Raw genomic sequence first — 23,930 nt, 5'->3', positions numbered from 1 at the left:
ACGCGATGCCCGTGGCCTAAACAATCCCCCTCACGGGGGATTTTTTATGACTGACGGCAAGCGTTCAAAGGGACATCGACTCTGTGCTCGTTGCTTGGATCTGGCTGCACACCATAGACATCGGCCATCTTCCCCGCCTGTGGAGCGATGGCCTGGCGTCACTCATGTCTCCCGCCCTATCTGAGGCGCTGCGCCAGTTGCTGCGCGTCCGTGGGAGCGCCCCAGCCTGCGTCAATCCGCCACGACTCGCCGCCCGGCCGGGACTGCCGCTGCCAATCCTGCTTGAGGCCCTCCAGCGCACGGCCCCTCTGCGTGTCCTGGGGTTAGCGAGCGATGGCAGCGATCAATCCAATCTAGGAGATTTGTCGCGACCGAACGATCTCATTCACGCCGGAGCAGTTCCTCAGGCGCCTGGCGGCGGAGTGGCCGCTCAAGGGTGAGTCACTGGCGCCGGTGGCTTGAGAGCCTGATTCGCAGGCCGCTAGCCGGCCACCATGACACCGCGTTGTGATTGAATCCTGGTGTGGCCCCACGACTCGGAGACGACATGAACCAACTTCTTCTTTCAGATGCTCCCGACGCCTCGAACGCGCTTTCGCTTTGCATCGGTCTGGGGCCGGAAGCGGAGCGGCTGCTGACGGCGTTGCGCGCCCAGATGCAAACCGATGCGGCTATCGGAGGACTCGTTGCGCAGTCCGGCACGGATCCGGCCGTTGTGGACGCCTGGTCATCGGAGACCCCGCCCTATCCCTATGTTCTCGTCGTACTTGTGATCGATGCCCGCGATCGTCAGGCGCGTGACATGAGCCAATTCTGGGCTGCACGGCTGTCGCCGATCGGCTATCTGCGCGCCGCGCTCGTCATCGGCGATTCCCCAGCCACAGCCGAACCGTCCTGGCGGCAGGCACTGAGTGCGCACTTCGATGGGGTGATCGATCTCTGTCCGCAACACCCGCTGATGCGCCGGATGGCCGCGCTCAGCCTGAGCATCGGCCTGCTGTTCCTGAACCGGTCCCTGATCGGCTACGACGCCGCCGATGTCCGCGAGATCCTGCGTCTGGGATCACAGGCGCGCAGTGCCGCCACCGTCTGGAGTCGGCCTGAACGCTGTCCTCTCGCGCTCCAGCGTGTGTGGCACAGGCTTCAGCCCCGGCGGATTCAGGGGGCCATGGCCTTTCTGCATGGCAGTGTCAATATGAGCCTGAAGGAGTTCGACCGACTGGGCGATCATCTGCGCCAGCGTATGCCGGAGGATGCTTATATCTTGATCGCGTGGTTTCCGCATCCTGAGTGGCCGGACGGACGACGGGGTCTGGAGCTGATGCTGGTTGGCAACTGGGGCGATACGCCACTTGCGACTACCCCCGGATGGGTCGCCGGTTTAAGACAAAAAGTCGCCGAGATGCCGGATGATGAGGAATATGCGTGGCATCCAGTAGAACCCGTGGTGGCGGATGTGGATTCCAGTGATATTCCATTTTTCCTACGGCCTGCTCGTCGTTCAGATAACCAAGAATGAAGACTAAATTGACTGAAGCCTCCGCGTACTGGTTCTCTCCCGTGCCGTGTGAAATCACGTCTTCACGGATCTCTCTCGACTTCGATCTGCGCACAGCCGACCTGTTCTTTCGTGAACTTGTGGTGCCCGAACTTGGGCGTATCTGGTTCGCGCGGCAGCTCTCGTGGCCCTTGGCCGCACTTGCGCTCCACGAGGATCTGGCGAGCCACGGCTCGAACCCGCCCAAGCCCACAGCCATCTGTCACGGTATCGAGGCGCTCGCGTGCAAGCTGGAGTACCTCGTCGATCCGCGGGATCCCTCGCGCCGCATCCTCGGGCGACGCGCGTTTGGCCGCGACACCGAGCATGAGGTGTGGTCATTCCACCGGTTGCGCCAAGCGACGAACTACGTCCGCAACACGCACCGCCAAGCCGCGACGCGCGCGCTCCGAGTTGACGGTGGGCTTGGCTTCGCGAGCGGCTCGCGTTTCGATCTGCTCGAACTGGAGCCCGTCGGGCGTGCGCTGGCCGCCGCATTCCTTGAGCAGCGTGTCGGGAAAGGCGGCACCAGCCTTCGCAAGTGGCTGCTCGGGTGGCTCGAAGGCGAGCGCGAGATCTCGGGCTGGCCCAAGACCCTCCTGCAAGCGCTGTCTCCCGAACACCCTACCGATGACGAGCGCGCCCTGGTCCGCTCACGGCTGCTCGGAACGTCGTCGTACGCAGGCGAGAAGCGGCAGCACCTCGCCCGCGCGATAGGGCGCGCAGCAAAACTGCCGAGCATCGAGGACGGTGTCGTCGTTCGTCTTCGCGAGACCGGTCATCGCGAGCAAGCCAACGAAGTCGTCGTAGCGCGTGCGTTCGGCGCAGTACTCGACCGAGCGCGTGACGCCGTCGCGAGCCTGACCCGTGCGGTCGAGCCCGGGCGTGGCGGCGTGAAGCTCGCGAATCTTGCAGATGACTCGGCGCTCAAGAAATCGATCAAGGATCTCCGGACCACCTCGAAGAGCTATGTCGAGAAGGCGAACACGGCGGCCGTCAAGGAGACCACGAGCCGAGCGTTCGCAGACGCAGTCGTCGCGGGAGATGACGCGGAAGCCATTCGAATCCTCGTCCGGCGTTCCGGTGAGGTGCTCGGGCTCGCCGACAGCTTCGTCACCCGCGGCCCGCGGTTTCGCATCGTCGACGCCACTGATGACGCCAGCGACCTCGAAGACGGCGCGGCGAGCATCGAACCCGATCGAACGGGGCGGACGTTCCGCATCGCGAACCTCCACTCACTCCTGCGCGACGTCGACCCGCGAGGTTCGCGATGAGCGCCGAAACGCTACTCGACATCTTTATGCCGCCCGAGGGTCTGATTGGACACAGCGCGGCCCTTGTCGCCATGACCGGCACCGAGGATTTCCTCGAGGACGCCGTGCAGCGTTTCACGGGTCTCCGGCCCCGACAGCGCGCCGAACTGGGTAAAGTGCTCGTGTACTTGATACTCGACGGGCACTCGTCACCATCGAGGCAAGATGTCTTCCCACCAGGGCGCATCCCGGGCCTTCACGAGTTCCAACCCCGGTCGGCCAATCCCGGTTCGCTCCTGCACGCCAAGGTCGCGCTGCTGGCGTTCGCACCGAACCGCACCGGCGAACCTGTCCATCTTCGCCTCGTGGTACTTACGGCCAACTTCACCGACACCTCGGCACGGCAACAGCTCGAACTCATCTGGCAACTTGACGTGCCACTCGACGGCACCGCTGGTCCAGAAGACGGTGCGGATATCGTCGCGGCAGGTGCGTTCGTCGAGACGCTCCTCGCGCGTCGGTTCCATCGTGATGAGCAGACGCTCCCGGTGAAGGAGCGCAAGCTAACCGCACGACTCAACCTGCTCCTTGCAGCGGCATCTTCGGTTGCTCCTGCGAACCGCAAGCCGCGCTTCATCCACTCGCTCGACAGGCCTCTGTACGACCAGATCCGCGAACGCTTCCGCAGAGGGATCGACAAGGCAAGGAATCTGCTGCTGTGCGGCTCGGGGTTCTACGAGGAGCCGTCCAACAAGGCGCGCAAGCCCGCCGTCTTCGGCAAGCTCGAGAACCTGGGCGTGTTCACCACGAACGTGCGCCGCGTGGCGCTCGTCGAGCCCGGAGAAGCTGGCGCGGTGGCGACGTGGGCCAAGGCGGGCGACACGGACGGCTGGAAGGTCGTTCACCCCTTTGACGCACTCAACCACAACCGGCGGCTCCACGCGAAGTTCGTTTACGTGGGCTACCTCCGCGACGGGCATGTGAGCAACGGCTGGCTCTATCTCGGGTCCGGAAACCTCTCGTGCCGCGGCCTCCTCACTCACGGCGGGATGGCCGAGGGGAACGTAGAGACCGGCGTGGTCTTCGCGGTCGACGAACGGCTTGATGCTGAGGCGATCGAGCGTTGGCTGTTCTGGTCGGACGAAGCCGAGACCGTCGGCGACGATGAGTGGGCCATCGGTCAGGTGGGTGACGCACCAGATGCACAGCCCATCCTGGAAGCACCGCCGATCCTGTCGGCGACGATCGAGACTGTGCCGACCCGACGCCTACGATTGCTCTGGCGCGAGGACTTCTCGGGCAAGTCCCGCGTGAGGATCTCCTGGACGGGTGGCGACTGGTTCGACGTGAAGCGAGGGAGCGAGATCCCGCTGCAGAACAACGAGAGTCCAGCCGCGCTCAACGTCGCCGGCGAGAGCGACCGCAGGTGGGTCGTACCCGTCGTGGACGCCGCCGGGCGCGTTGAGTGGCAACCGCCACGCTTCGACACCTACGCTGATGCACTCGCGGCAATCCTCGATTTCCCGATTCGTCCTGCCGAGGCTACGGACGACGATGACGATGACGGTGACGAAGGGGATGGTCGCGACACTAACGGCAAGGGGACTGGAGAAAGGACGGGCGAGACGATCGAGCAGGAGAAAAGCTATGCGCTGCACGCCGCTGCCGAACTCGTCGAGAAGGTAGCGGCCCTACAGTCGGTACTGCCCGAGTCGATGCTCGGCGACTGGCTCGATCATCTCGACCGGATGTTCCGTGCGTCCTTTCCCCAAGCACTGATTGAGACTTGGCACACGCATCGAATCAATATATTCCAGCACTTGAAGGCAGCGGAACTGCGACCGCAATACCTGAATGAAAAGCAGCAAGCCAGGTACTCCGAGGTGCTCGATGGCGCCGCGCGTGCGTGGGGGCTGCGATGAGTTTCTCGTGGGCAGGTGCAGCCGCCGCGCTTCGCAAGTTCGTCAAGAAGGATGCAGCCAAGCCGCGTGCGGATCAGCATCTCGACGAGGGCCAGCGAGCGTCGCTCACATGGATGGCTGAGCGGCTGCCGCGGAGCGGTGTCGTGATTGCGGATGAGGTCGGTACCGGCAAGACGCGCATCGCGTGCGCTGTGGTTCACGCCGTCCTGAAAGCGGGCGGTCGCGCGGCCGTCGTCGTTCCGCACGGGCTCATGCACCAGTGGATCGCGGAGTCGCGGAAGCTCTGCGCAATCAGCCCGGCGCCGAAAGAACTCACGACGTTCACGGAGTTCCTGCGAGAAGTGTCGCTGAATGAGGCTTCGTGGAAGGAACGCAGCCCGCGTCCCGACGAGTCCGAATGGTGGCTCATCTCTCACGGATTTCGCGCACCGCTGGTCCGCAGAAACTCCAACTGGTGGCGAGCAGCGCTTCCCGCACTCGTGAAGCTGAATTTCGCGTCCGACTCCGAGCGCAAAGACGGGCGGACGCGGGTTGGTAAGCTCCATCGCGAGATCGAGAACGCGCCTGAATCGTCGTGGGGCTGGACGGGAATGGCGCAAGTCGCGACTGAGGTTGCCCGGCGCCTTGATGGACGTGATGACCTGCGCAAGCGGATCGAGGCGCTGCCTCCGCTCAGCATCGCGAGCCAGGACAACTACGCGCTCCTCGCGCAATTCGGCAACGGCGGCGACGGACGTCCGCTAACCGAGGAGCTGCTGGGCCTGTGGCTCGGCGAGTTCGATCTGCTCGTCATCGACGAGGCCCACAAGAGCCGGGGCGAGGTGGAGATCGAGGACACGGCACGGGGCGCGATATCGGGCACGGTGCTCGCTCACTTGGTCGATGCGCTCTTGAAGCAGCCCGAGCATGGGCGCCGGCTGTGCCTCACGGCGACGCCGATGGAACTTGATCTATCGCAGTGGCTCGACCTGCTTCGCCGTGCGCGCTGCGGGATCGACCAGGAGCGAGGACGACAAGTAGTGAAGCGCCTGCATGACGCCGCATCGCGCGCCGCCGTTGCCCCCGATGAAGGGAACCGTCTCGACGAGCTGTGCGCCGCCGCGAGGGCCTTCACCAAGACGCTGGCTCCATACGTGACGCGGCGTCGGCGTGACGAGGATCCGCTGGTCACCAACTTCCACGAGGGCACAGGGCTGCTTGAGGGACGGGCGCATCCACATCGACACCTTCAGCGCGTACAGATTGGATGGACGGAAACGGTCGGCCAAAATTCGCCCTGGCTCGATGTGCTCTTTGCGGCCGAGTGCATGAGCCAGAGCGCACGGGGCTTGAACAGGGATGTGTTTGAGTCGGCGATTCAGCTATCAGGTAACAGTTCCGATGAGAAAAAGCAGAAGCGGCTGAAGCACCTGATCAGGGATATGTACGTGCGACTTGCATCTGGTCACCTGAGTGCCGACATCTTCGACACTGACGTGCGAATCGTACCGCCTGAGGATTGCGAAGTTGTCGCACGAGGCAAATTGCAACGCACTGAATACTGGCGGGCCAGGATTCAGAAGTCCATGCGTTCCGGCCTCCACGAGGATGAGCATCCGCGCATTCTTGCTGCCGTGAAGGAGATCGAGAGCTGGACGCTGAAGCGCGAGAAGGTACTGGTTTTTGGCGTCTTCCTGCGCCCGCTTCGACTCCTGCGCGACGTGCTCAACGTGCGCCATGCGCTGTGTGCCGCCGATGCGGGTCGGCCGATCGCGTACGCCATTCACGCCGACAATGCACTGAGCGAAATCGCGTTGCGCCAGCTCTATCGCCTGCGCGCGGAAGGTGTGCTCAAAGGCCGTCTTTCCGCAGGCAGCAACAAAGAGATGCTTGACGCACTCGACGAGAGCCACAAGGCTTACGAACGCCTGCGGGACAGGGTACGTTTGCGCGCAAAGAAGCAGGTCGTCGCGTGGAGCAAAGACCCGTTGCTCCTCGGCGGTGCTTTGGATGACCCCGCGCTCAAGGGTGTGCTCGAAGACCACCTGGTTTCGTTCGTGCTCGACGACTTCCTCGCCAAGACATCGGTATCCGACAAGAAGGTTACCGACGAGCGTTTCAAGACGCTCGCCGCCGAGTTCGTCGAAGAGCGCCTGCTTCCGCTGCTTGGCGAGCTAGGCAATGAGGAGATCGACAAGAAGCAGGCCGTGCTCCGTCAGGAGTCACTGAGGGCACTTCTCGAGGACGACGACAGTCGCCAAAGCTTTCACGCGCGCCTTCTTCAGGGGGACACACGATGGCAGACCCGGCGCTACCTCCAAGCCGCGTTCAACCGTTCCGGCGGTTCGCCGTGGGTGCTCATCGCGCAGAGCCAGGTCGGGCGCGAGGGACTCAACCTTCACGAGTCCTGTCGCGTGGTCGTGCAGTTCCACGCAGAATGGAACCCCGCCGTCCTCGAACAGCAGATTGGTCGTGTGGATCGGAAGGGCAGCCACTGGGAGCGGCTCGCGCGGAAGTGGATTGAGGATGGAAAACAAGGAGAGCCGCCGTTCATCGAGGTACGTCAACTTGTCTTCGAAGGAACCTACGACGCCTTTCAGTGGGAGCGTGTGATGCGCCGACAGCACGCCTTCGACGCTAGCCTCTTCGGCTCACTGCTACCCGCTAACGCTTGGGATCGCGTGGCGAAGGACCGCCTCAACGAACTCAATGACTGCGCTCCAAGATTCAATCCTTGAGGCTCGACGATTGTTACGGATGATCCCTAGTCATCCTGTCCGCGCTCCTGCGCCAAGGTAGCGGTAGCCAAAAATGGGCATAAATGGGTGTAGTATTGGTTCATGCTAAAAACCGACACCCTCCAGATCACCCCCGAGATCCTGAATCTCATCGCCCGGATCGACGAGTTCAAAGGTGCCTGGCGTGCCCTGGGTACGCTCGCGCCTGACCGTCTGTTGGCCCTGCGGCGGGTGGCTACCATCGAGAGCATCGGTTCCTCGACCCGAATCGAGGGCAGCAAGCTATCCGATCGGGAAGTGGAACGGCTGCTGTCGCATCTGGAGATCCAGTCATTCGCCACCCGCGACGAGCAGGAGGTCGCCGGTTACGCCGAGCTGATGGATCTGGTCTTCTCATCGTGGCAGGACATCCCGTTCACCGAGAACCACATCAAGCAGTTGCACCAGATCCTGCTGCGCCACAGCGAGAAAGACGCCCGGCATCGCGGCCACTACAAGACCCACTCCAACAGCGTCGCCGCCTTCGATGAAACCGGGACGCAACTCGGTATCGTGTTCCAGACCGCATCGCCCTTCGATACGCTCCGCCTCATGGCAGAGCTGGTGGCCTGGGTGAATCAGGTGCGTGAAACCGCCCGACTGCATCCGTTACTGGTCATCGCCATCTGTGTCGTCGTGTTTCTGGAGATTCATCCCTTTCAGGACGGTAACGGTCGGCTCTCACGGGTGCTGACCACACTCCTGCTGCTGCAAGCCGGCTATGCCTATGTGCCGTACAGTTCCCTGGAAAGCGTGATCGAGCAGAGCAAGGAAGCCTACTACCTGGCACTGCGCCAGACCCAGGGCACGATCCGCATGGATTCGCCGAACTGGCAGCCGTGGCTGGAGTTCTTCCTGCGCTCCCTGTCCGAGCAGGTACGGCGGCTGGAGAAGAAGGTCGAGCGCGAGAAGATCGTGCTGGCGGCCATGCCTGAATTGCAGCTAGAGATCGTTGAATTCGCCCGCGAACACGGCCGCATCACCATGGGCGAGGCCATCAAGCTGACCGGTGCCAGCCGCAACACGCTCAAGCAGCACTTCCGCGTCCTGGTGGAACGCGGCACGCTGAATCAACACGGTAGTGGCCGTGGGGTTTGGTACGAGCTGCTATGACTGATTACAAAGGACTTCGCCGACTGGCTGCTTAAGGAAGGCATCAGCAGCATCTCGCTCAATCCGGATACCGTGATCGATACCTAGATCTATCTGGCCGAACAGGCCAGGACGCTCTGATCGGAACTTGGCGCCGAAATCACGGGGTTTTGGCGCCAAGACCTTCCCGGGCACTGAAACCGCATCGGATGGTCGTCTCCCGGATGCCCCACGGCGATTCGCCGATGGGGACCGGCTCAATCCGCCAGGAAAACCCCGCCCTGCCGACCCGCCCAGAACGGGATCGAAGCGGCTTTCCGGGTCTGCCTGGCCGCCTTGGGCTTTGCCTTACTCCGCTTGGCTCTCACCGCCTTCTTTTTGGCCGATACGGCGCGCTTGGCCGGTTTCGGCCGATCGGCACTCTTATCGGCGACTCGTGCCGGCGCTCCCTCGGGGAAGGATGCCGACGATCGAGCCTGCCCGGCCCGGCATCGTTCCAACTCCTCCACCAGCGCGTCCCGAGGCCGTCCATCCAGGGTCGCGTCAGGTTTCCGCTCGCCACAGGTTAGCGATGGCGGATCCGCGATCGAGGAACCGGCCGTGTCGCCCGCGACTGGAACCGATGCCGCGGGCGGAACGGCGGCACGACCCGTGAAAGCCAAGGCGTCCGGCGAACGCGCCACTGGAGCGGGCTCGGATCTCGGCCACAAGAGCCATCCGCCGCCGGCCACAAGGATCGCGATCAGCCCCATCCCGACGCCGGAGCGATGCCGCGCCCAAGGCTCGGCGGACGGCGAAGGTGGCGTCGGGGAGACGGCCACCTGGGACGCGGACAGGGTGTCGGAGGTCGGCGAATCCCGATCCATGGCTGCGGGATCGGTAGGCATGGGTCCGGCTTCCCGCTCGAAGGCGTTCGGCGTCGGTTCTAGGCCGGTGGTTCTATGCAGTCGGACGCGGATTTTCATTGGCGCTCGGGGCCGGATGGTGTTGCCTGCGCAAGCCGGGCTCGCGGATTAAGACAGGATCATCCCACGCCCGAAGGCTATCTCGTCAACCTCGGGGAGAGCCTGAGAGCCTGCCGGACATCCGAGGATGCTTCGGTGATTTCCTGACGATTGGTCAACCCTAGAAAAAGCCGTCAGCCTCCAGCCGTTGTATGGCCGTGGTTTTCGCTTCTTGCGGGCTTCAACCAATGGGTGAGCCTCGGCCGGTCTCGGTCAATGGCCAAGTGGCTGATTCCCAATAGCTGGCGGCTGGCGGCTGGAAGCTGACAGCTCTTTTTAGGTTAACCGCATCAATGCCTGTGCCCCGAGATTCAATCCGTGAACGGCAATGATTTTTGCCGATACGCCGAGGCAAGAATGGGTCAATGGGCGTAACGGGGAAGTTGGGGTTCACTGCCGTTCACCCCACCTCGGATGATGGCCGGTACGAATCACTCAGGGCGATCGCATCAAGCATTGCTAATATCCACCGAGCCGGACAGTCGCCGCCCCTACCGCGGACCGCACGCCCGTCCCATTTCCACACAACAGACTGAGCGAATAAATCCGTGGATACCATCGCCGTGATCGATTTCGAGACCACCGGACTTTCGCCGACCGACGGAGATCGCGCCACCGAGATCGCGGCCGTCCTGGTCCGCGACGGCCAGATCGTCGATCGTTACCAGAGCATGATGAACGCGGGTCTGCGGATTCCGCCATTCATCACGCAACTAACCGGAATCACGACCGCGATGGTGCGTCAGGCACCGCCCGCCGAGCAGGTGATGGCCGAGGTCGCGGACTTCGTAGGCTCCGCGCCCCTGGTGGCCCACAACGCGGCCTTCGACCGTAAGTTCTGGGGGGCGGAGTTAGGGCGAATCGGCCGCGAGCGGAACCAGGCGTTCGTCTGCTCGATGCTGGTGGCCCGCCGGGTTCTGCCCCAGGCACCCAGCTATAAGCTCGGCGCCCTGATCCAGTTCGCCGGTCTGCCGGCCGCCGCGCGCGCTCACCGCGCGCTGGCCGACGCCGAGATGGCCGCTCACCTGACGCTCTATCTGGAACGGGAGTTGATACGGCGCTTCCGTCTCGCGTCGGTCTCGCACGCTCTGCTTGGCCGGATCCAGAAGACCCCCAAAGGCCAGCTTCAAGGTTGCGTGACGCGGCATGGGTGCGTCCAGGGCGAGCGTATCGGTTCGCGCGCAACCCAATGATTGGGAGACCCAGCATGCGCCAGCGAGCGATGGCCCATGATTTCATCTCGATGATCGCCCTGATCCTGCTGACAAGCCGCGTCGTCGCGGCGGATCTCGCCGCCGATGTCGAGAAGGTTCTGCGGGAGATCCGCCAGGATCAGCCTATCCCCGAATTGGCGTATCTTCGGCCGGCGGAGCCCGTCAACGCCGATTGCGGCTATTTTCTGGGCCGCTATCGCGCTATCGAGATCAGTGTCGAGACGCATCCGAACAGCCCCCGCGTGGCCTCGATCCTGCTCCGCATCCCGGGACCGGATCAAACTCAGTGGATCCTGCCAGCCGTGACGCGGGTGATCGGTCCTCCGCATTCGAGCGACCCGAAACAGTCGATCCACGGCTGGGAATGGCCGAAATACCGTACCGCCTCGGTCCATTACGCGGGCCAGGGCGCGACCGACGCGGGCTTCACGATCGTCTCCCTCTTCTACCGTTAGGCGGTTTCCGGGAACGTCCGCACCCGATCGAAAGCTCCTGTCTATGACGGAGCGGATCGCGGGTACGAGGTTTCCTGGAAAGCACCTTCGTCCGCGCCCCAAGCACCCCGTAACCCCGCTTGCCGAGCGTCTCGATTCTCGCGCATGCTCTCGCTCACCCCCAACAGCCGTTCCAACCGCCACCATGCCGGAATCACGCCCCACCCGCCGCCCACTGAAGAGTCGGACCACGCCCTGGGCGCGCTGGCTGGCCCAGTGGCTGGCCAGGCACCGGGTCTCCCCTAATGCGATCTCGCTGGCGAGCCTCGTTTTCGCCGCCATCGGCGCCATGGCCATGCTGGCGGTGCCGACGGTCTCGGACGGCGCGCGCTCGACGCTCTTGCTGCTGGCGGCGGTCGGCATCCAGTTACGGCTGCTGTGCAATCTGCTGGACGGCCTGGTAGCGGTCGAGGGCGGTCTTGGCTCCAAGTCCGGTGAACTCTTCAACGAACTGCCGGACCGCCTCGCCGATCCGCTGCTGATCGTACCCGCCGGCTATGCGACCGGCCTGGCCTGGGGGCCTGAGCTGGCCTGGATCGCGGCGGTTCTGGCGCTGTTGACGGCCTATATCCGCGCGCTCGGTGGCGCGGCCGGGCTGCCCCAGGATTTCCAAGGCCCCATGGCCAAACCGCATCGTATGGCGACCATGACGGCGGGGCTGATCCTGGCCGCGCTGGCGGTCCCGGCCGGGTTGGACGGCCCGGTGCTGCTGGTCACGCTGGCACTGGTGGCCTTGGGGACGCTGATCACGGCCATGCGCCGCACCCGCGCCCTCCGGCATGCGATGGAGGCACGATGAGCCTCGAAACACTGGCCGCCGGCGCTCTGACGGCCCTGACACGATTGGTCACCGGGGTACGCGCGCGCTGGCCGGACGAGGCCCCGAGCACGTCGCCACGGGTCTATTTCGCCAATCATTCGAGCCATCTGGACACCCTGGTGATCTGGGCCTCCCTGCCGGCGACATTGCGCGCCCGGACCCGGCCGGTGGCGGCGAGCGACTATTGGGACCGCCCTGGGCTCCGGCGCTGGCTGGCCCTGCGTGTCCTGCGCGCCCTGCCGGTGGACCGCTCCGACGGTTGCGGCAAGCGCGAGGCGCTGCGTCGACTGATCGAGGCGCTGGACCAGGGGGATTCGCTGATCCTCTTCCCGGAGGGCACGCGCGGCGATGGGGCGGCGATCGGCGAGCTGCGTTCCGGGCTCTACCATGTCGCCAGGGAGCGACCCGAGGCGGCGCTGGTTCCGGTGTTCCTGGAGAACCTGAGCCGCATCCTGCCCAAGGGCGAGTTCCTGCCGGTGCCACTGATCGGCCGCGTGACCTTTGGCGCGCCGATTCGTCTCGGGACGGACGAGACCCGCCAAGCCTTCCTGCAACGCGCGCGGGCGGCCCTGATCGACTTGAGGAATCGGTGATGAATCCGCTGTGGGACCGAGAGATTCTGATGCTTCTGGGCGGGGTCGTCGGGCTGCTGGCGCTCGGCACCACCGTCGGGCTGGTCCTGGATCGACGGGTGACCAGCGACGCGGGGCGCGCGGTGGTCGTCAACCTCAAGGCCCGCGTGCGCTCCTGGTGGGTCATGACCGCCGCCTTCGCCGCCGCCCTGGCGACCGGCGGCGTCGGCTCGGTGATCCTGTTCGGGCTGCTCTCCTTCATCGCCCTGCGGGAGTTCATTACCCTGACCCCGACCCGGCGGGCGGATCATCGGACCCTGTTCTGGGCCTTCTTCGTCTTCGTGCCAATTCAATACATCCTGGTCTACCGGGAATGGTACGGACTCTTCGCCATCTTCATCCCGGTCTATGCCTTTCTCTTCGTGCCGGTACGCAGCGCCCTGGCCGGAGACACGGAGGATTTCCTGGCGCGAACGGCCAAGATTCAATGGGGCCTGATGATCGCCGTCTATTGCGTGAGTCACGCCCCGGCCCTGCTGATGCTCCAGATCCCCGGCTACGACGGCGAGGGCGCCAAGCTGCTGCTCTATCTGGTGATCGTGGTGCAGTTGAGCGACGTGCTTCAGTACGTTTTCGGCAAGACGCTCGGCCGGCGCCGCATCCTGCCCAAGGTGAGTCCGAACAAGACCTGGGAAGGCACCCTGGGCGGGATCGGCACGGCGACCCTGATCGGCGCCCTGCTCTGGTGGGCGACGCCCTTCAGTCCCTGGGCGGCGGCGGCCATCGCCCTGCTCATCAATCTCGCGGGCTTTGCCGGCGGGGTCTGCCTGTCGGCCATCAAGCGCGACCTGGGCGTCAAGGATTTCGGAACCCTGATCGAAGGCCACGGCGGAGTGTTGGATCGGATCGACTCGCTGTGCTTCGCCGCCCCCCTGTTCTTCCATGTGGTGCGCTACTTCTACACCTGAGCCGAATCAGGACGCTCGACGAGCGGATCCCGTCAGTTAGCCTGATCCTGGCTCGGCAGCCATCGCAACAAGGTCCGATAGAGCACCTCCGGTTCGATCGGCTTGGCGACATGGTCGTTCATGCCGGCGTCGAGACAGCACTGGATGTCCTCGACGAGGTCGCTGGCGGTCATGGCCAGGATCGGGGTGAGCCGGCAGCCGGCTAACTGGCGAATCGCCGCCGCGGCGGCCGGCCCGTCCAGCACCGGCATCCGCATGTCCATCAAAATCAGGTCGTAGGATCCAACGCCCGCCATCTCGACCGCCAGTTGTCCATTCCCGGCCACGTCGACCAGGAGTTCCGGACCCTCGGTCAGCAGATCGAGCGCGATTTCCTGGTTGATCTCGTCATCCTCGACGAGCAGGAGACGGCGGCCTCGGTGCGCCTGGCGCAGGGCCAGCTCGGCGGCGGCCGCGGAGGACTCGGGTGTGTCGGAGGCGCTTCCGCCCAAGGGCGCGTGATGGCGAAGGACCATGGACAGAAGCCGCTCGTGGTCGAGCGGTTTGGTGAGGGTATCGATCATGCCGGCGCGCCGGCATTTCTCGCGCTCCTCGACGAGTGCGTGCGCGGTCTGGCCGATGATCCGCAAATCCGGTACCAGGGCCAGGATGCGTCGCGTCGCCTCCAATCCGTCCATTTCGGGCATCTGCACGTCCATCAGAACCAGGTCGAAGGCGTCGGGCTGACGCCTGACCGCCTCGACCGCCCGTCGACCGTCCTCGACCAGGGTGAGCACCGCCCCCTCGCCCGTCAACATGTCCCGCAGCACCAGTTGGTTCACCGCGTTGTCCTCGGCGGCGAGGATGCTGACGCCGGCCAGTCGCCGCGACCTTTCCGAGCCGGCCTGACCGCTGGCCCGAACCGCTTCCACGGGAACCGCCGCCACCACGCAGGGCCACTCGATTTCGAAGCGGGCACCGCGTCCCGGCGTGCTCTCGACACGAATCTCGCCGCCCATCAGGGAAGCCAGCCCACCACTGATCGACAGACCGAGGCCGGTGCCTCCGTACTTGCGGGTAGTGCTGGAATCCGCCTGCTCGAAGGGGGTGAAGAGGCGGCCGATCTGCTCCGGGGTCAGACCGATACCCGTATCGATGACGGCGAACACCAGGCTGTCGCCCCGCCGGCCGGCGTCCAGGGTAATGCCACCGGTGTCGGTGAATTTGACGGCGTTCGAGAGAAAGTTGAGCAGGATCTGGGTCAACCGGGTCGGGTCGCCCAGGCAGGCGTCGGGGAGATTGGCGTCGATACGGGAGCTGACAGTCAAGCCCTTGGCGGCGGCGCGTTCGGCGATCACGGCGAGAGCCTCCTCGACCAGCGGTCGGGGGGCGAATGGCACCGACTCGACCACCAGCTTGCCGGCCTCGATCTTGGAGAAATCGAGGACGTCGTTGACGATGCCGAGCAGCAACTGGCCCGAGTCGAGGATGCGGGCGAAGTAGTCCCGGGATTGGCCCTGTCCGGCGCACTGGCGATGGCCGATCTGGGCGAGCCCGAGCACGCCGTTCAAGGGCGTGCGGATCTCGTGGCTCATATTGGCCAGGAACAGGCTCTTGGCCTGGTTGGCGCTCTCGGCGATCCGCTTGGCCTCGGCCAGCTCAAGGTTGGCGGCCTCCAGTTCGGCCGTGCGATGAGTCACCATGTCCTCGAGTTGGTGCTGGTAGCGCGCCAGCTCCTCGGTCAGGCGTTTCTGCTCGGTCACGTCCTTGTCCGAGCCTCGGTAACCCAGCGGATCCCCACTTTCGGACAGTATCGGCACGGCGCTGGTCAGCAGGACGCGCTCGCTCCCATCCTGGTGCAGGCATCGGTTTTCCAGATCGCGAAAGGGCTCGCGACGGGCGGCCCGCTCCTGAAACCAGTCACCGATGCGCGCGGCCTCGTCGGCCGACATGAAGTCGAAGGGCGTGCGACCAAGCAAGGCGTGCGGCGGATAGCCCAGAATCCCCTCGACCTGTTCCGAGACATAGGTATAGCGCCCCTCGCGGTCGACCTCCCAGATCCAGTCGCCAAGGGTGAGGGCCAGGTCACGGAAGCGCTGTTCGCTCTTGCGCAGGATCGTCTCGCTTTGCCTGATCCGAGCGAGAAGGACGGCCATCAGCAGCAGGCCGGAGAGGGTCAGCACGGTCGAAATGATCGCGGAACTCCACCACGCGAGGAATTGTTCCTCGGTGGCGCGGCCCACCAGCACGTAGAAGGGATAATCCTTGACCTTGTGGAACGCGAAGATTCGGTCGACGCCATCGGTCTTGCCGATATAGCGGATCACGCCTTGCGGCTCGCCGGCCTGGATGCGCTGATAGGGCGGCGTTTGGCGGGCCGCCTGGTTGATCTCGGATTCGACGATCGGCCAGCGCACGACCAGCCGGCTGTCATCGCTGCGGCGAATGCTCACCATGCCGTGCGCGCCGACCTGAATTTCCGAGAAGAGCCGGGAAAAATACGGCAGATTGATGGGGGCGACGATCAGACCGCGAAATTCGCCGGCCTCGCCCAGAATGGCGCGATGCGCCACCACGACCGGCAGGCCATTGTGCTTGCCGATCAGGGTCTCGGAAAATAGCAGATCCGGCCTGGGAGCCTCCCGAGTAGCGATGAAATAGGCCCGATCGGCGATGTTGCCGGCCTCGCGGATGTGGTCGCTGGCGAACACCAGGGCGCCTTGGGCATCGTAAACGTAGTAGCCCGACAACTCGGGGAAATTCCGCTCCAAGGCGCGCAGATCGCCGTTGATATGCTCCCGATATTCGATGGATGGCCCGGCGCTTGAGAGATCCTCGGCGATCCGCTTGGTCGTGGCGTCGATCCGCCGCAGGGTGGCATCGAAGCGGGTGGCGATGATGACGGCCTCGTTCGCGCAGGCCGCGTTGACGGACTGCTCGGTTTGCTGGCGCGTGTAAATCAGGAAATAGCCCAGCAGGCCCCCGGCCAGGACGGTCAGAACGAGAAAGTAGCCGAGATAGGCTTGCAGCGAGCCTCTTTCATGCCGACGGTAAGCGCTGGAAGCCTCGACCGCCGCGCGCGCACCCGGAACAGCATGGATCCCGCTCGCGCCGTCATGGCGAATATCGGGAGCGGTATCCAGGCCCGGCTGAGGCGGGAAACGGCGCATTGGATGCTCCTTGGCTCGCTATGATGTTGGAATCGGCCTCGAACCAGGCAACGACCAACCGCCCGCCGGGCCCAATCGCCCGTTTTTCCCTGATTCTGACGCGATAGTATCCCAGGATTTCGCCACACGGCGCGCCGATGCCCAATCATGAGGATGGCGTCGCGTTTTTGCGCGACCGACGCGGAGAGTCAGCAAGGGCGGCGGGCAAGCCTGCTCGTCGCGCGCGGGATGAAAAAGCCAGCCGCCCGAGCCCTGGGTTGCGAATCCTCGAATCGAAATGAGCGGGCTTGCGGCATACTGAACAAGCGTATCCGGCCGGGCGATCGACCGCTGTATTCACCAATGGCCGACACTTTTTTACCAAGCAAACAAGGATTTTCCATGGTCTCGCAACCCCTCAGGATCGTCGTGATCGGCGGCTCGGCCGCCGGCCCCAAGGCCGCCGCCAAGGCGCGCCGCATGGACGAGCACGCCTCCATCACGCTGGTACAGAAAGCACCTGATCTGTCCATGGCCTCCTGCGGCTATCCCTATTACATCGGCGGCGTCTTCGACGATCGCAATCTGCTCATCTGCACTCCGGCCGGGATCGTGCGCGACCCTGGATTCTTCGACAAGGCCAAGCGGATCGAGGCCCATGTGCTGACCGAGGCGCTGTCCATCGACCGCGACGCCAAGACGGTCACCTGCAAGCACCTGCCGAGCGGCGAGATCCGCGTTCTCCCCTATGACAAACTGGTGATCGCGACCGGCGCCACGCCGCTCCTGCCGCCGGTTCCGGGCATCGAACTCGATGGCATCACCACCCTGCACACGCTCGGCGACGCCGATGCGCTGCGGGCGGTCCGCGACCAGAAACAGGTCCGCAAGGCGGTCGTGGTCGGCGGTGGACTGATCGGCTTCGAGGTCTGCGAGGCGCTGCATCTGGCCGACATCCATACCACCGTCATCGAGAAAACGGACGCCATCCTCCCCTTCCTCGATCCCGAGATCGCCAAGCTGGTGGACAACCAGGCGCGCGCGAACGGGGCCGACATCATCACCGGCAATGGGGTCGCGGCCTTCCTCGGCGAGCAGGGACGACTGACGGGCGTGAAGCTCGACAACGGCACCGAGCTGCCCTGCCAACTGGCGGTGGTCGCGGTCGGCGTCCGCCCGAACGTCAAGCTCGCCGAATCGGCGGGGCTGCGGATCGGCGGACAGGGCGGCATCGAGGTCAACACCTTCATGCAGACCTCGGATCCCGACATCTATGCCGCGGGCGACTGCGTGGAATGCACCTCGCTCATCACCGGCCACAAGGTGCGCGCGCCCTATGGCGACATCGCCAACCTGCAAGGTCGGGTCGTCGGGCAGAACCTGATCCAGGAAGGGAGCGCGCGCTTCCCCGGCGTCACCCATACCGGCATCTGCAAGATCTTCGACTACACGGTCGGCATCACCGGACTGAGCGCCGGGCGCGCGCGCGAGTTGGGCCTGACCGACATCGAGACGGTCACCATCGCGGGACTGGACATCCCCGGCTACATGCAAGGCAAGCCGATGATCAGCAAGATGGTCGCGGAGCGCTCGACCGGCCGCATCCTCGGCTTCCAGTGCGTCGGCCCCGGCGATGTCAGCAAACGGATCGCGACGGTCGCCATGGCGATCCGCGGCCAGCTCACGATCGAGGATCTGACCAACGCCGACCTGCCCTACGCCCCGCCCTACTCACTGGCGCTGGATCACGTCATCGTCTCGGCGCATGTGCTCCAGAACAAACTGCTCGGACACATGCGCGGGATCTCGGTCGTCGAGGTCAAGCAGCGGGTGGACTCAGGCGCGGACTGCTTCATCCTGGACACGCGCAATCCACTGGAATTCGAAGAGATACGGCTCGGGATCGGCGAAACCCTGATCCCGCTCGGCGCCCTGCGCGGTCGGCTGGACGAGTTGCCGCAAGATAAGGACAAGGAGATCATCCTCTACTGCAAAATCTCGCTGCGCGGATACGAGGCCGCCGCCATCCTGCAAGGACATGGCTGGCGGAACGTCAAGGTGATGGAAGGCGGCATCATGGCCTGGCCTTATCCACGGGAGAAATGATCCGGGCCGCGTGCCGGGGCGCGATCAGCCCATCCTGGGCTGATCCCGCTTGCGTCTCAGTGCTTGCCAGGGTCGAGCGCCACGCCGCGCCGTTCGTAGGTCACGTAGGACAGAATGGCGGTCATCCTCGGATCGTCCGCCGCCAGCGGCTGGCCCTCCAGCGGATTGCGGATGCACCAGTTGACCATCTCCCAGAGATTGGCGACCTTGCCGAGCTGCTTCTGGAATTTGGGATAGGTCTCCGGGTGGGTGTTGGCCGCGTTGGGATGGCACTGGGCGCATGCCACCCCATTGGTCCCCAGATCCGCGCTCACCCAGAGCTGGCGACCCTGGTTGGCGACCTCCATGTATTGCTGGCTCCAGCGCTCCAGGTCCGCCTGGCTGAACTCATCCGCGAGGGTCTGGCCGACCACCGGGACGAGCGTCGCGCACAGCACCGCCACGATCATGTTCTTCGTTCGCATGTCTCTCTCCTCGCCGCCTCGGCTCAGTAGTGCGTCTGGGGTGGGATGCGGGCGTCCGCCGGCTGGAAACCCTGGTCCTCCGGCTGTCCGGTCGCCGCGTTGTAGGCCACGACACGGTTGCCGTTGTCATTGAGGCTGTAGTTCAGGGCGACCCGGCCGCTGTGGATGTCGACGAACTGCCAGCCCGTGGCGTCGCGCTCCTGGAAGGGATCGGCGCGGTTCATGGGCACGGTGAGCACGGGCAGATGGCTCGGGGCCTGGGCGTAGGTCTCCGGATAAGGCCAGGGCCAGGCGGTCGCCATCGCCGAGTTGAAGCTGATGTTGCCGATCTGGTTGTACTGGATCTGATGCACATGCCCGTAGAGCACCGAGACCCGCTCGAAGGGCGCGAGCAGGGCCTGGACCTGCTCGGCGTCCTCGGTCCAGAAGTTCCAGTTCCTGAAGATCTTTTGCAGTGGGGAGTGCGAAAGCACGACCAGTGGGGTCGTCTTGGCGACCTTCGCCAGATCCCGGCGCAGCCATTCCCGTTGCTTGTCGCCGACCATGAAGGGCGAGCCTTCGGGGTTGTCCAGCCCGGCCATGGTCATCATCCGATCCATCGGCGTCGGCCACTTATTGATCCAGTCGTCATGGGTCAGGATGCTGTTGAGCACGACGAAGTGAACGCCCTTGTGGTCGAAGCTGTAGTACTGAGGGCCAATCCGGCGCTCCCAGTATTCGCCGAGATCAAGGTAATAGTCGTGCTCGCCGAGCGCGTGATAGGTCTTGTAACGCAGGGGTGAGAGCAGTTCCAGTCCGTGGTCGATCTCTTCCTTGAGGCCGAGTTGGGCGATGTCGCCGCCATAGAGCACGAAATCCGGCTTGGGGCTGAGCAGATTGGTCTCGGCCACCGCGCGCTTGAGGCCCTGATCCCAATTGCGGACGAACTTAGTCCCCTTGATGTGTTGGATGTGGGAATCCGAGAGGTAGGCGAAAGTGAAGTCCTGACTCGGGTTGGCGAAGCTCAACCGCACCAGGCTCAGCGGCAGCAGGCCGGTCAGACCGATCGCGCTCGCCTGCTTCAGGAAGTTGCGCCGTGACAGTGGATGGCTCATGGTCCTCGTCTCCCGTGGGGCTTGTTGTCGTTGCGGTCGTGGCGGCGAATTCCGGGCTGGTCAGGGCTTCCAGGAAGGCCACCAGGTCATCGATCTCCGGCTCGCTGAGATCCAGCGGGCGGATGCCGCCGCTGAGATAGGGATTGACGCGGTCGGACTCCTGGCTCTTCCCTCCCAGGTTGTAATGAATGACCACCTCGCGCAGCGTATCCAGACTCCCGTCGTGCATGTAGGGCGCGGTGCGGGCGACATTGCGCAGCGTCGGAGTCTTGAAAGCGCCCACGGTGGAGATGTCGTCGGTCACGGCGAACCGACCCAACTCGGACGCCTTGGGATCGGTGAGGACCGTCTTGTCGACGTCCGCGCCCCGTCGCTTGGCCTCCAGGAAGGCACTGGCCAGCGGCGGAATCTCGTCCTGGATCTGGTTGATGCCGACGCCGACGTTGTGGAAGGCGTTGTCGGTGAACAGTGCCTGATCCTGCTCGATGACGTGACAGGAGACGCAGCGGGCCTTGTTGAGGTAGAGGTCGAAACCGCGCCGCTCCTGGTCGTTCAGAGCTCTCGGGTCGCCGCCGTAATGGTAGCGATCGAAGGGCGAGTTGCCCGCGATCAGGGTCCGTTCGAAACTGGCTATCGCCTGCCCGATCTCGGTCATGGTAATTTGCTCGCCGGCTTTCCCGTAGACGCGCTGGAAGGCTGCGGCGTAGTCGGGATCCGAGCGGACGACGGCCAGCAGCGGAGCGTGGTTCTCCAGTCCACCCTCGACCGGATTGACGAAGGGTTGATGCGACTGGGTTTCCAGCGAGGGCTCGCGTCCGTCCCAGAATTGGCTCTTCATGTAGGCCGCGTTGACGACGGTCGGCGCATTGCGGGTGCCGGTCAGTCCATTGACGCCAACCGAGACCCGCTTGGGGCTGTCCGTGAAGGCCATGGCTGGGTCGTGGCAACTGACGCAACCCACCTCGCCAGTCGCGCTCAACCGCTTGTCGTGAAAGATCCTTTCGCCCAACGCGATCTTTTCCGGTGTTTGAGGGTTGTCCGCGGGGACCGGCACCGGGGGCAGCCCGAGCGGTGGATTGGCCAGCGGCACGCCAGCGACCAGAAGCGCCATGGCGCCAATGCTCAATCGGAATTTCATATTGTTGTCCTCCTCCGTTCCCGCGTCGCGGGGGTGCTCGGACGTGATACAACCCGGAGCAGATTCGTGGAAATTGAAAATCCAAAACGTAACGATTGATTATTTCTATTGGCCTGGAACGAGCGCGGAATCACCGCCGACCATTCGACGCCTCGGCCCGGACGAACGATGGAACCCGATTCCAGGATAAAATCCTCGAACACCCTTGAGACACTATGAACATCGAGCCTTCAATGACCATCCCCCGTGCTCTTCGATTGTTGCCGCTCGGTCTGGCGCTCGCGCTCGGCGCGGGCGTCCTGGCCGCGGACGAGACCGGCGTCGTGGAACCCGCCCCCGTCGAAAGCGCGCCGGGTGATTTCACCTTCGCCGCGGTCGTGCGGCGCGCGGCCGAGCTGGCGGCCAATCCCTACGCGCCCGACCGTCCGGAGCTACCCGACTATCTGGCCGATCTGGACTATGACAAATACCGGGACATCCGTTTCGAGCCCGAGGAGAGCCTCTGGCGCAAGGATGGTCTGCCGTTTCAGATGCAGCTCTTCCCGCGCGGCTTCCTTTACAAGGATCGCGTCTCGGTCAGTGTGATCGAGAATGGACGCGCCGCGCCCGTGGACTTTCGGCACGACCTCTTCAACTACGGCAAGAATCAGGTGCCCCAGGAGATGCCCGCCGATCTTGGCTACGCGGGCCTGCGGCTCATCTATCCCATCAACCGGGACGAGCTGTTCGACGAGGTCGCCGTATTCCAGGGGGCCAGTTACTTTCGCGCCGTCGCGCAGGGCCTCAATTACGGATTGTCCGCCCGAGGGCTCGCCATCGACACCGGACTGCCGAGTCAGGAGGAGTTTCCGGTGTTCCGTGAGTTCTGGATCCGCAAACCCGACCCCGACACCACGGAGATCACCGTCTACGCCCTGCTCGACAGCGACAGCGTGGCGGGGGCCTACCGCTTCCTGATCCACCCCGGCGCCGAAACCGTCATTGACGTCAAGTCGCAGCTCTTCTTCCGCAAGTCGGTCGAGAAGCTCGGCGTGGCGCCCTTGACCAGCATGTTCTTCCACGGCGAGAACACCGATCGTTTCATCGACGATTTCCGTCCAGAGGTCCATGACTCGGATGGCCTGCTGGTCGAGACGGGCTTCGGCGAACGCATCTGGCGTCCCTTGGTCAATCCGGTCGGGCTACGGGTGAGCGGCTTCGAGGTCGAGAATCCACGCGCCTTCGGACTTTTCCAGCGCGACCGCGACTTCCGCGCCTACGAGGATCTGGAGGCCCACTATCAGAATCGCCCGAGCGCGCTGGTCGAGCCGATCGGCGATTGGGGCAAGGGCGTGGTCGAGCTGATCGAGATCCCCAGCACGGCGGAGCGCTACGACAACATCGGTGCCTACTGGATCCCGGAACGTCCGACCGAACCCGGCCAGGAGCTTGAGTTCTCCTATCGACTGCGCTTCGCCAAGGATCCGGAGGCCGGCATGCTCGGTGGTCGCGCCATCGCGACCCGGATAGGCGCGGGTGGAACCGACATCCTGGATCCGAATGTACGCAAGTTCGTGGTCGACTTCGCGGGTCCGACGCTCGCCGCGCTGGACCCCGAGAGCCCGATGGAAGCGGTCGTTCACACCACCTCGGGCGAGTTGTCGAAACCCGTGGTCCAGGCCAATCCCGAGAACCAGGGCTGGCGGCTCTTCTTCGAGCTGAAACCCGATGGCAACCGGCCGGCCGACCTGCGCGCCTTTCTGCGTCACGGCGAGGATGTCATGAGCGAGACCTGGAGCTTCCGATGGGTTCGGGAATAACACCCATCACGACATCGAACGGCGGCGATGGCCTATCCACGCAGCCGGCCGTCCTGGGATTGGACCAGACCGATTGGCAACGGGCCGCCGCGCGCCTGGATGACTATCTCCAGGCCATGGGGGTCAAGGATCCAGCCGAGATCGCGTCGCTGTGCGAGCAGGTACGCCTGACCGCCGAGGCACGGGCCTGTGCCATGCCGCTGGAGGATCCGGTGGAGGCGGCGATCGAGGAGATCGGCGCCCTGCTCGATCGCTGGCTGACCCAGGAGCTGGGCGGTGACATCGACGCCGACACCCTCTGCGCGGCGCGTGCCTCGGTGCTCGGCGGATCCGTGCCCGGCTGGAGCGCCCGCTGGGCCGGATTCACGGAGGACTCACCGGGCGCGGCGATCCGCGCCGCGCGTCTGGTCCCGGTGCCGGAGCGCGCGCCACTCGTCATGGAGCCGAACCGGATCGACCTCTGCTGTTATCGCTTACGGCGCCGGTTCGCCGCCGTCCTCGACTGGCTGCTTGGCCGTTCGGGCGGACGAACCCACCCGGCTGGAGAACATTCTTGAGCCTCATCGGTC

The 23,930-nt window shown here is 64.5% G+C and carries 16 protein-coding genes and 1 pseudogene; 13 read left to right on the top strand and 4 right to left on the bottom strand.

Features of this window, described 5'->3' with window-relative positions:
• Nucleotides 1–547: 547 nt before the first annotated feature.
• The 10 genes from CKO27_RS13685 (at nucleotide 548) to CKO27_RS13640 (ending at nucleotide 13,632) form a co-directional block, all read left to right on the top strand.
• Nucleotides 548–1,519, top strand: a complete 972-nt coding sequence (locus CKO27_RS13685) for a hypothetical protein (protein WP_200375463.1) — start codon at nucleotides 548–550, stop codon at nucleotides 1,517–1,519.
• Entirely contained in the window at nucleotides 1,516–2,811 is a 1,296-nt protein-coding gene (locus CKO27_RS13680; protein WP_200375462.1) for a hypothetical protein, read from the top strand. Before CKO27_RS13685 ends, CKO27_RS13680 begins: the two co-directional genes overlap by 4 nt.
• Nucleotides 2,808–4,712: a phospholipase D-like domain-containing protein gene (locus tag CKO27_RS13675; protein WP_200375461.1), complete on the top strand. Its 1,905-nt coding sequence runs from the start codon at nucleotides 2,808–2,810 to the stop codon at nucleotides 4,710–4,712. Before CKO27_RS13680 ends, CKO27_RS13675 begins: the two co-directional genes overlap by 4 nt.
• Entirely contained in the window at nucleotides 4,709–7,429 is a 2,721-nt protein-coding gene (locus CKO27_RS13670) for a helicase-related protein (protein WP_200375460.1), read from the top strand. Before CKO27_RS13675 ends, CKO27_RS13670 begins: the two co-directional genes overlap by 4 nt.
• Nucleotides 7,430–7,531: 102 nt before the next feature.
• Entirely contained in the window at nucleotides 7,532–8,581 is a 1,050-nt protein-coding gene (locus tag CKO27_RS13665; protein WP_200375459.1) for a Fic family protein, read from the top strand.
• A 1,531-nt stretch (nucleotides 8,582–10,112) separates the two neighbouring features.
• Nucleotides 10,113–10,757 carry an exonuclease domain-containing protein gene (locus CKO27_RS13660; protein WP_200375458.1) on the top strand — a complete coding sequence of 215 codons (645 nt, stop codon included), beginning with the start codon at nucleotides 10,113–10,115 and terminating at the stop codon, nucleotides 10,755–10,757.
• A 14-nt stretch (nucleotides 10,758–10,771) separates the two neighbouring features.
• On the top strand, nucleotides 10,772–11,233 hold the full coding sequence (locus CKO27_RS13655) for a hypothetical protein (protein ID WP_200375457.1): 462 nt from the start codon (nucleotides 10,772–10,774) through the stop codon (nucleotides 11,231–11,233).
• A gap of 184 nt (nucleotides 11,234–11,417) precedes the next feature.
• Nucleotides 11,418–12,071 carry a CDP-alcohol phosphatidyltransferase family protein gene (locus CKO27_RS13650; protein ID WP_200375456.1) on the top strand — a complete coding sequence of 218 codons (654 nt, stop codon included), beginning with the start codon at nucleotides 11,418–11,420 and terminating at the stop codon, nucleotides 12,069–12,071.
• A complete protein-coding gene (locus CKO27_RS13645) occupies nucleotides 12,068–12,685 on the top strand; it encodes a lysophospholipid acyltransferase family protein (protein WP_200375455.1) in 618 nt (205 codons plus the stop codon). The genes CKO27_RS13650 and CKO27_RS13645 overlap by 4 nt, the downstream gene beginning before the upstream one ends.
• Complete coding sequence (locus CKO27_RS13640) at nucleotides 12,685–13,632, top strand: phosphatidate cytidylyltransferase (RefSeq protein WP_200375454.1); 948 nt, start codon at nucleotides 12,685–12,687, stop codon at nucleotides 13,630–13,632. Before CKO27_RS13645 ends, CKO27_RS13640 begins: the two co-directional genes overlap by 1 nt.
• A 32-nt stretch (nucleotides 13,633–13,664) precedes the next feature.
• Here the strand turns inward: CKO27_RS13640 and CKO27_RS13635 are convergent, their stop codons facing one another.
• Complete coding sequence (locus CKO27_RS13635; RefSeq protein WP_200375453.1) at nucleotides 13,665–16,781, bottom strand: response regulator; 3,117 nt, start codon at nucleotides 16,779–16,781, stop codon at nucleotides 13,665–13,667.
• 381 nt (nucleotides 16,782–17,162) lie between these two features.
• Here CKO27_RS13635 and CKO27_RS13630 point away from each other — a divergent pair, with 381 nt between their 5' ends.
• Nucleotides 17,163–18,866, top strand: a complete 1,704-nt coding sequence (locus CKO27_RS13630) for an FAD-dependent oxidoreductase (protein WP_200375452.1) — start codon at nucleotides 17,163–17,165, stop codon at nucleotides 18,864–18,866.
• A gap of 56 nt (nucleotides 18,867–18,922) precedes the next feature.
• On the opposite strand, the gene CKO27_RS13625 is transcribed toward CKO27_RS13630, so the two are convergent.
• The 3 genes and pseudogenes from CKO27_RS13625 to CKO27_RS24560 form a co-directional block, all read right to left on the bottom strand.
• Entirely contained in the window at nucleotides 18,923–19,330 is a 408-nt protein-coding gene (locus tag CKO27_RS13625) for a c-type cytochrome (protein WP_200375451.1), read from the bottom strand.
• Nucleotides 19,331–19,353: 23 nt separating this feature from the next.
• The gene (locus CKO27_RS13620; RefSeq protein WP_200375450.1) at nucleotides 19,354–20,424 is read right to left on the bottom strand and encodes a metallophosphoesterase; all 1,071 of its coding nucleotides are present in this window, start codon (nucleotides 20,422–20,424) and stop codon (nucleotides 19,354–19,356) included.
• Between the two features lie 583 nt (nucleotides 20,425–21,007).
• A pseudogene (locus CKO27_RS24560) lies at nucleotides 21,008–21,535 on the bottom strand (cytochrome-c peroxidase); the annotation flags it as partial.
• Between the two features lie 260 nt (nucleotides 21,536–21,795).
• Here CKO27_RS24560 and CKO27_RS13615 point away from each other — a divergent pair.
• A complete protein-coding gene (locus CKO27_RS13615) occupies nucleotides 21,796–23,361 on the top strand; it encodes an OpgD/OpgG family glucan biosynthesis protein (protein WP_200375449.1) in 1,566 nt (521 codons plus the stop codon).
• The gene (locus CKO27_RS13610) at nucleotides 23,346–23,918 is read left to right on the top strand and encodes a hypothetical protein (RefSeq protein WP_200375448.1); all 573 of its coding nucleotides are present in this window, start codon (nucleotides 23,346–23,348) and stop codon (nucleotides 23,916–23,918) included. The genes CKO27_RS13615 and CKO27_RS13610 overlap by 16 nt, the downstream gene beginning before the upstream one ends.
• Nucleotides 23,919–23,930 lie beyond the last annotated feature (12 nt).

It is taken from the genome of Thiocystis violacea (assembly GCF_016583575.1).
Taxonomy (GTDB): Bacteria; Pseudomonadota; Gammaproteobacteria; order Chromatiales; family Chromatiaceae; genus Thiocystis; species Thiocystis violacea.
The sequence above is the reverse complement of the archived record's forward strand: the minus strand, read 5'-3'. Positions and strand labels throughout refer to the sequence as shown.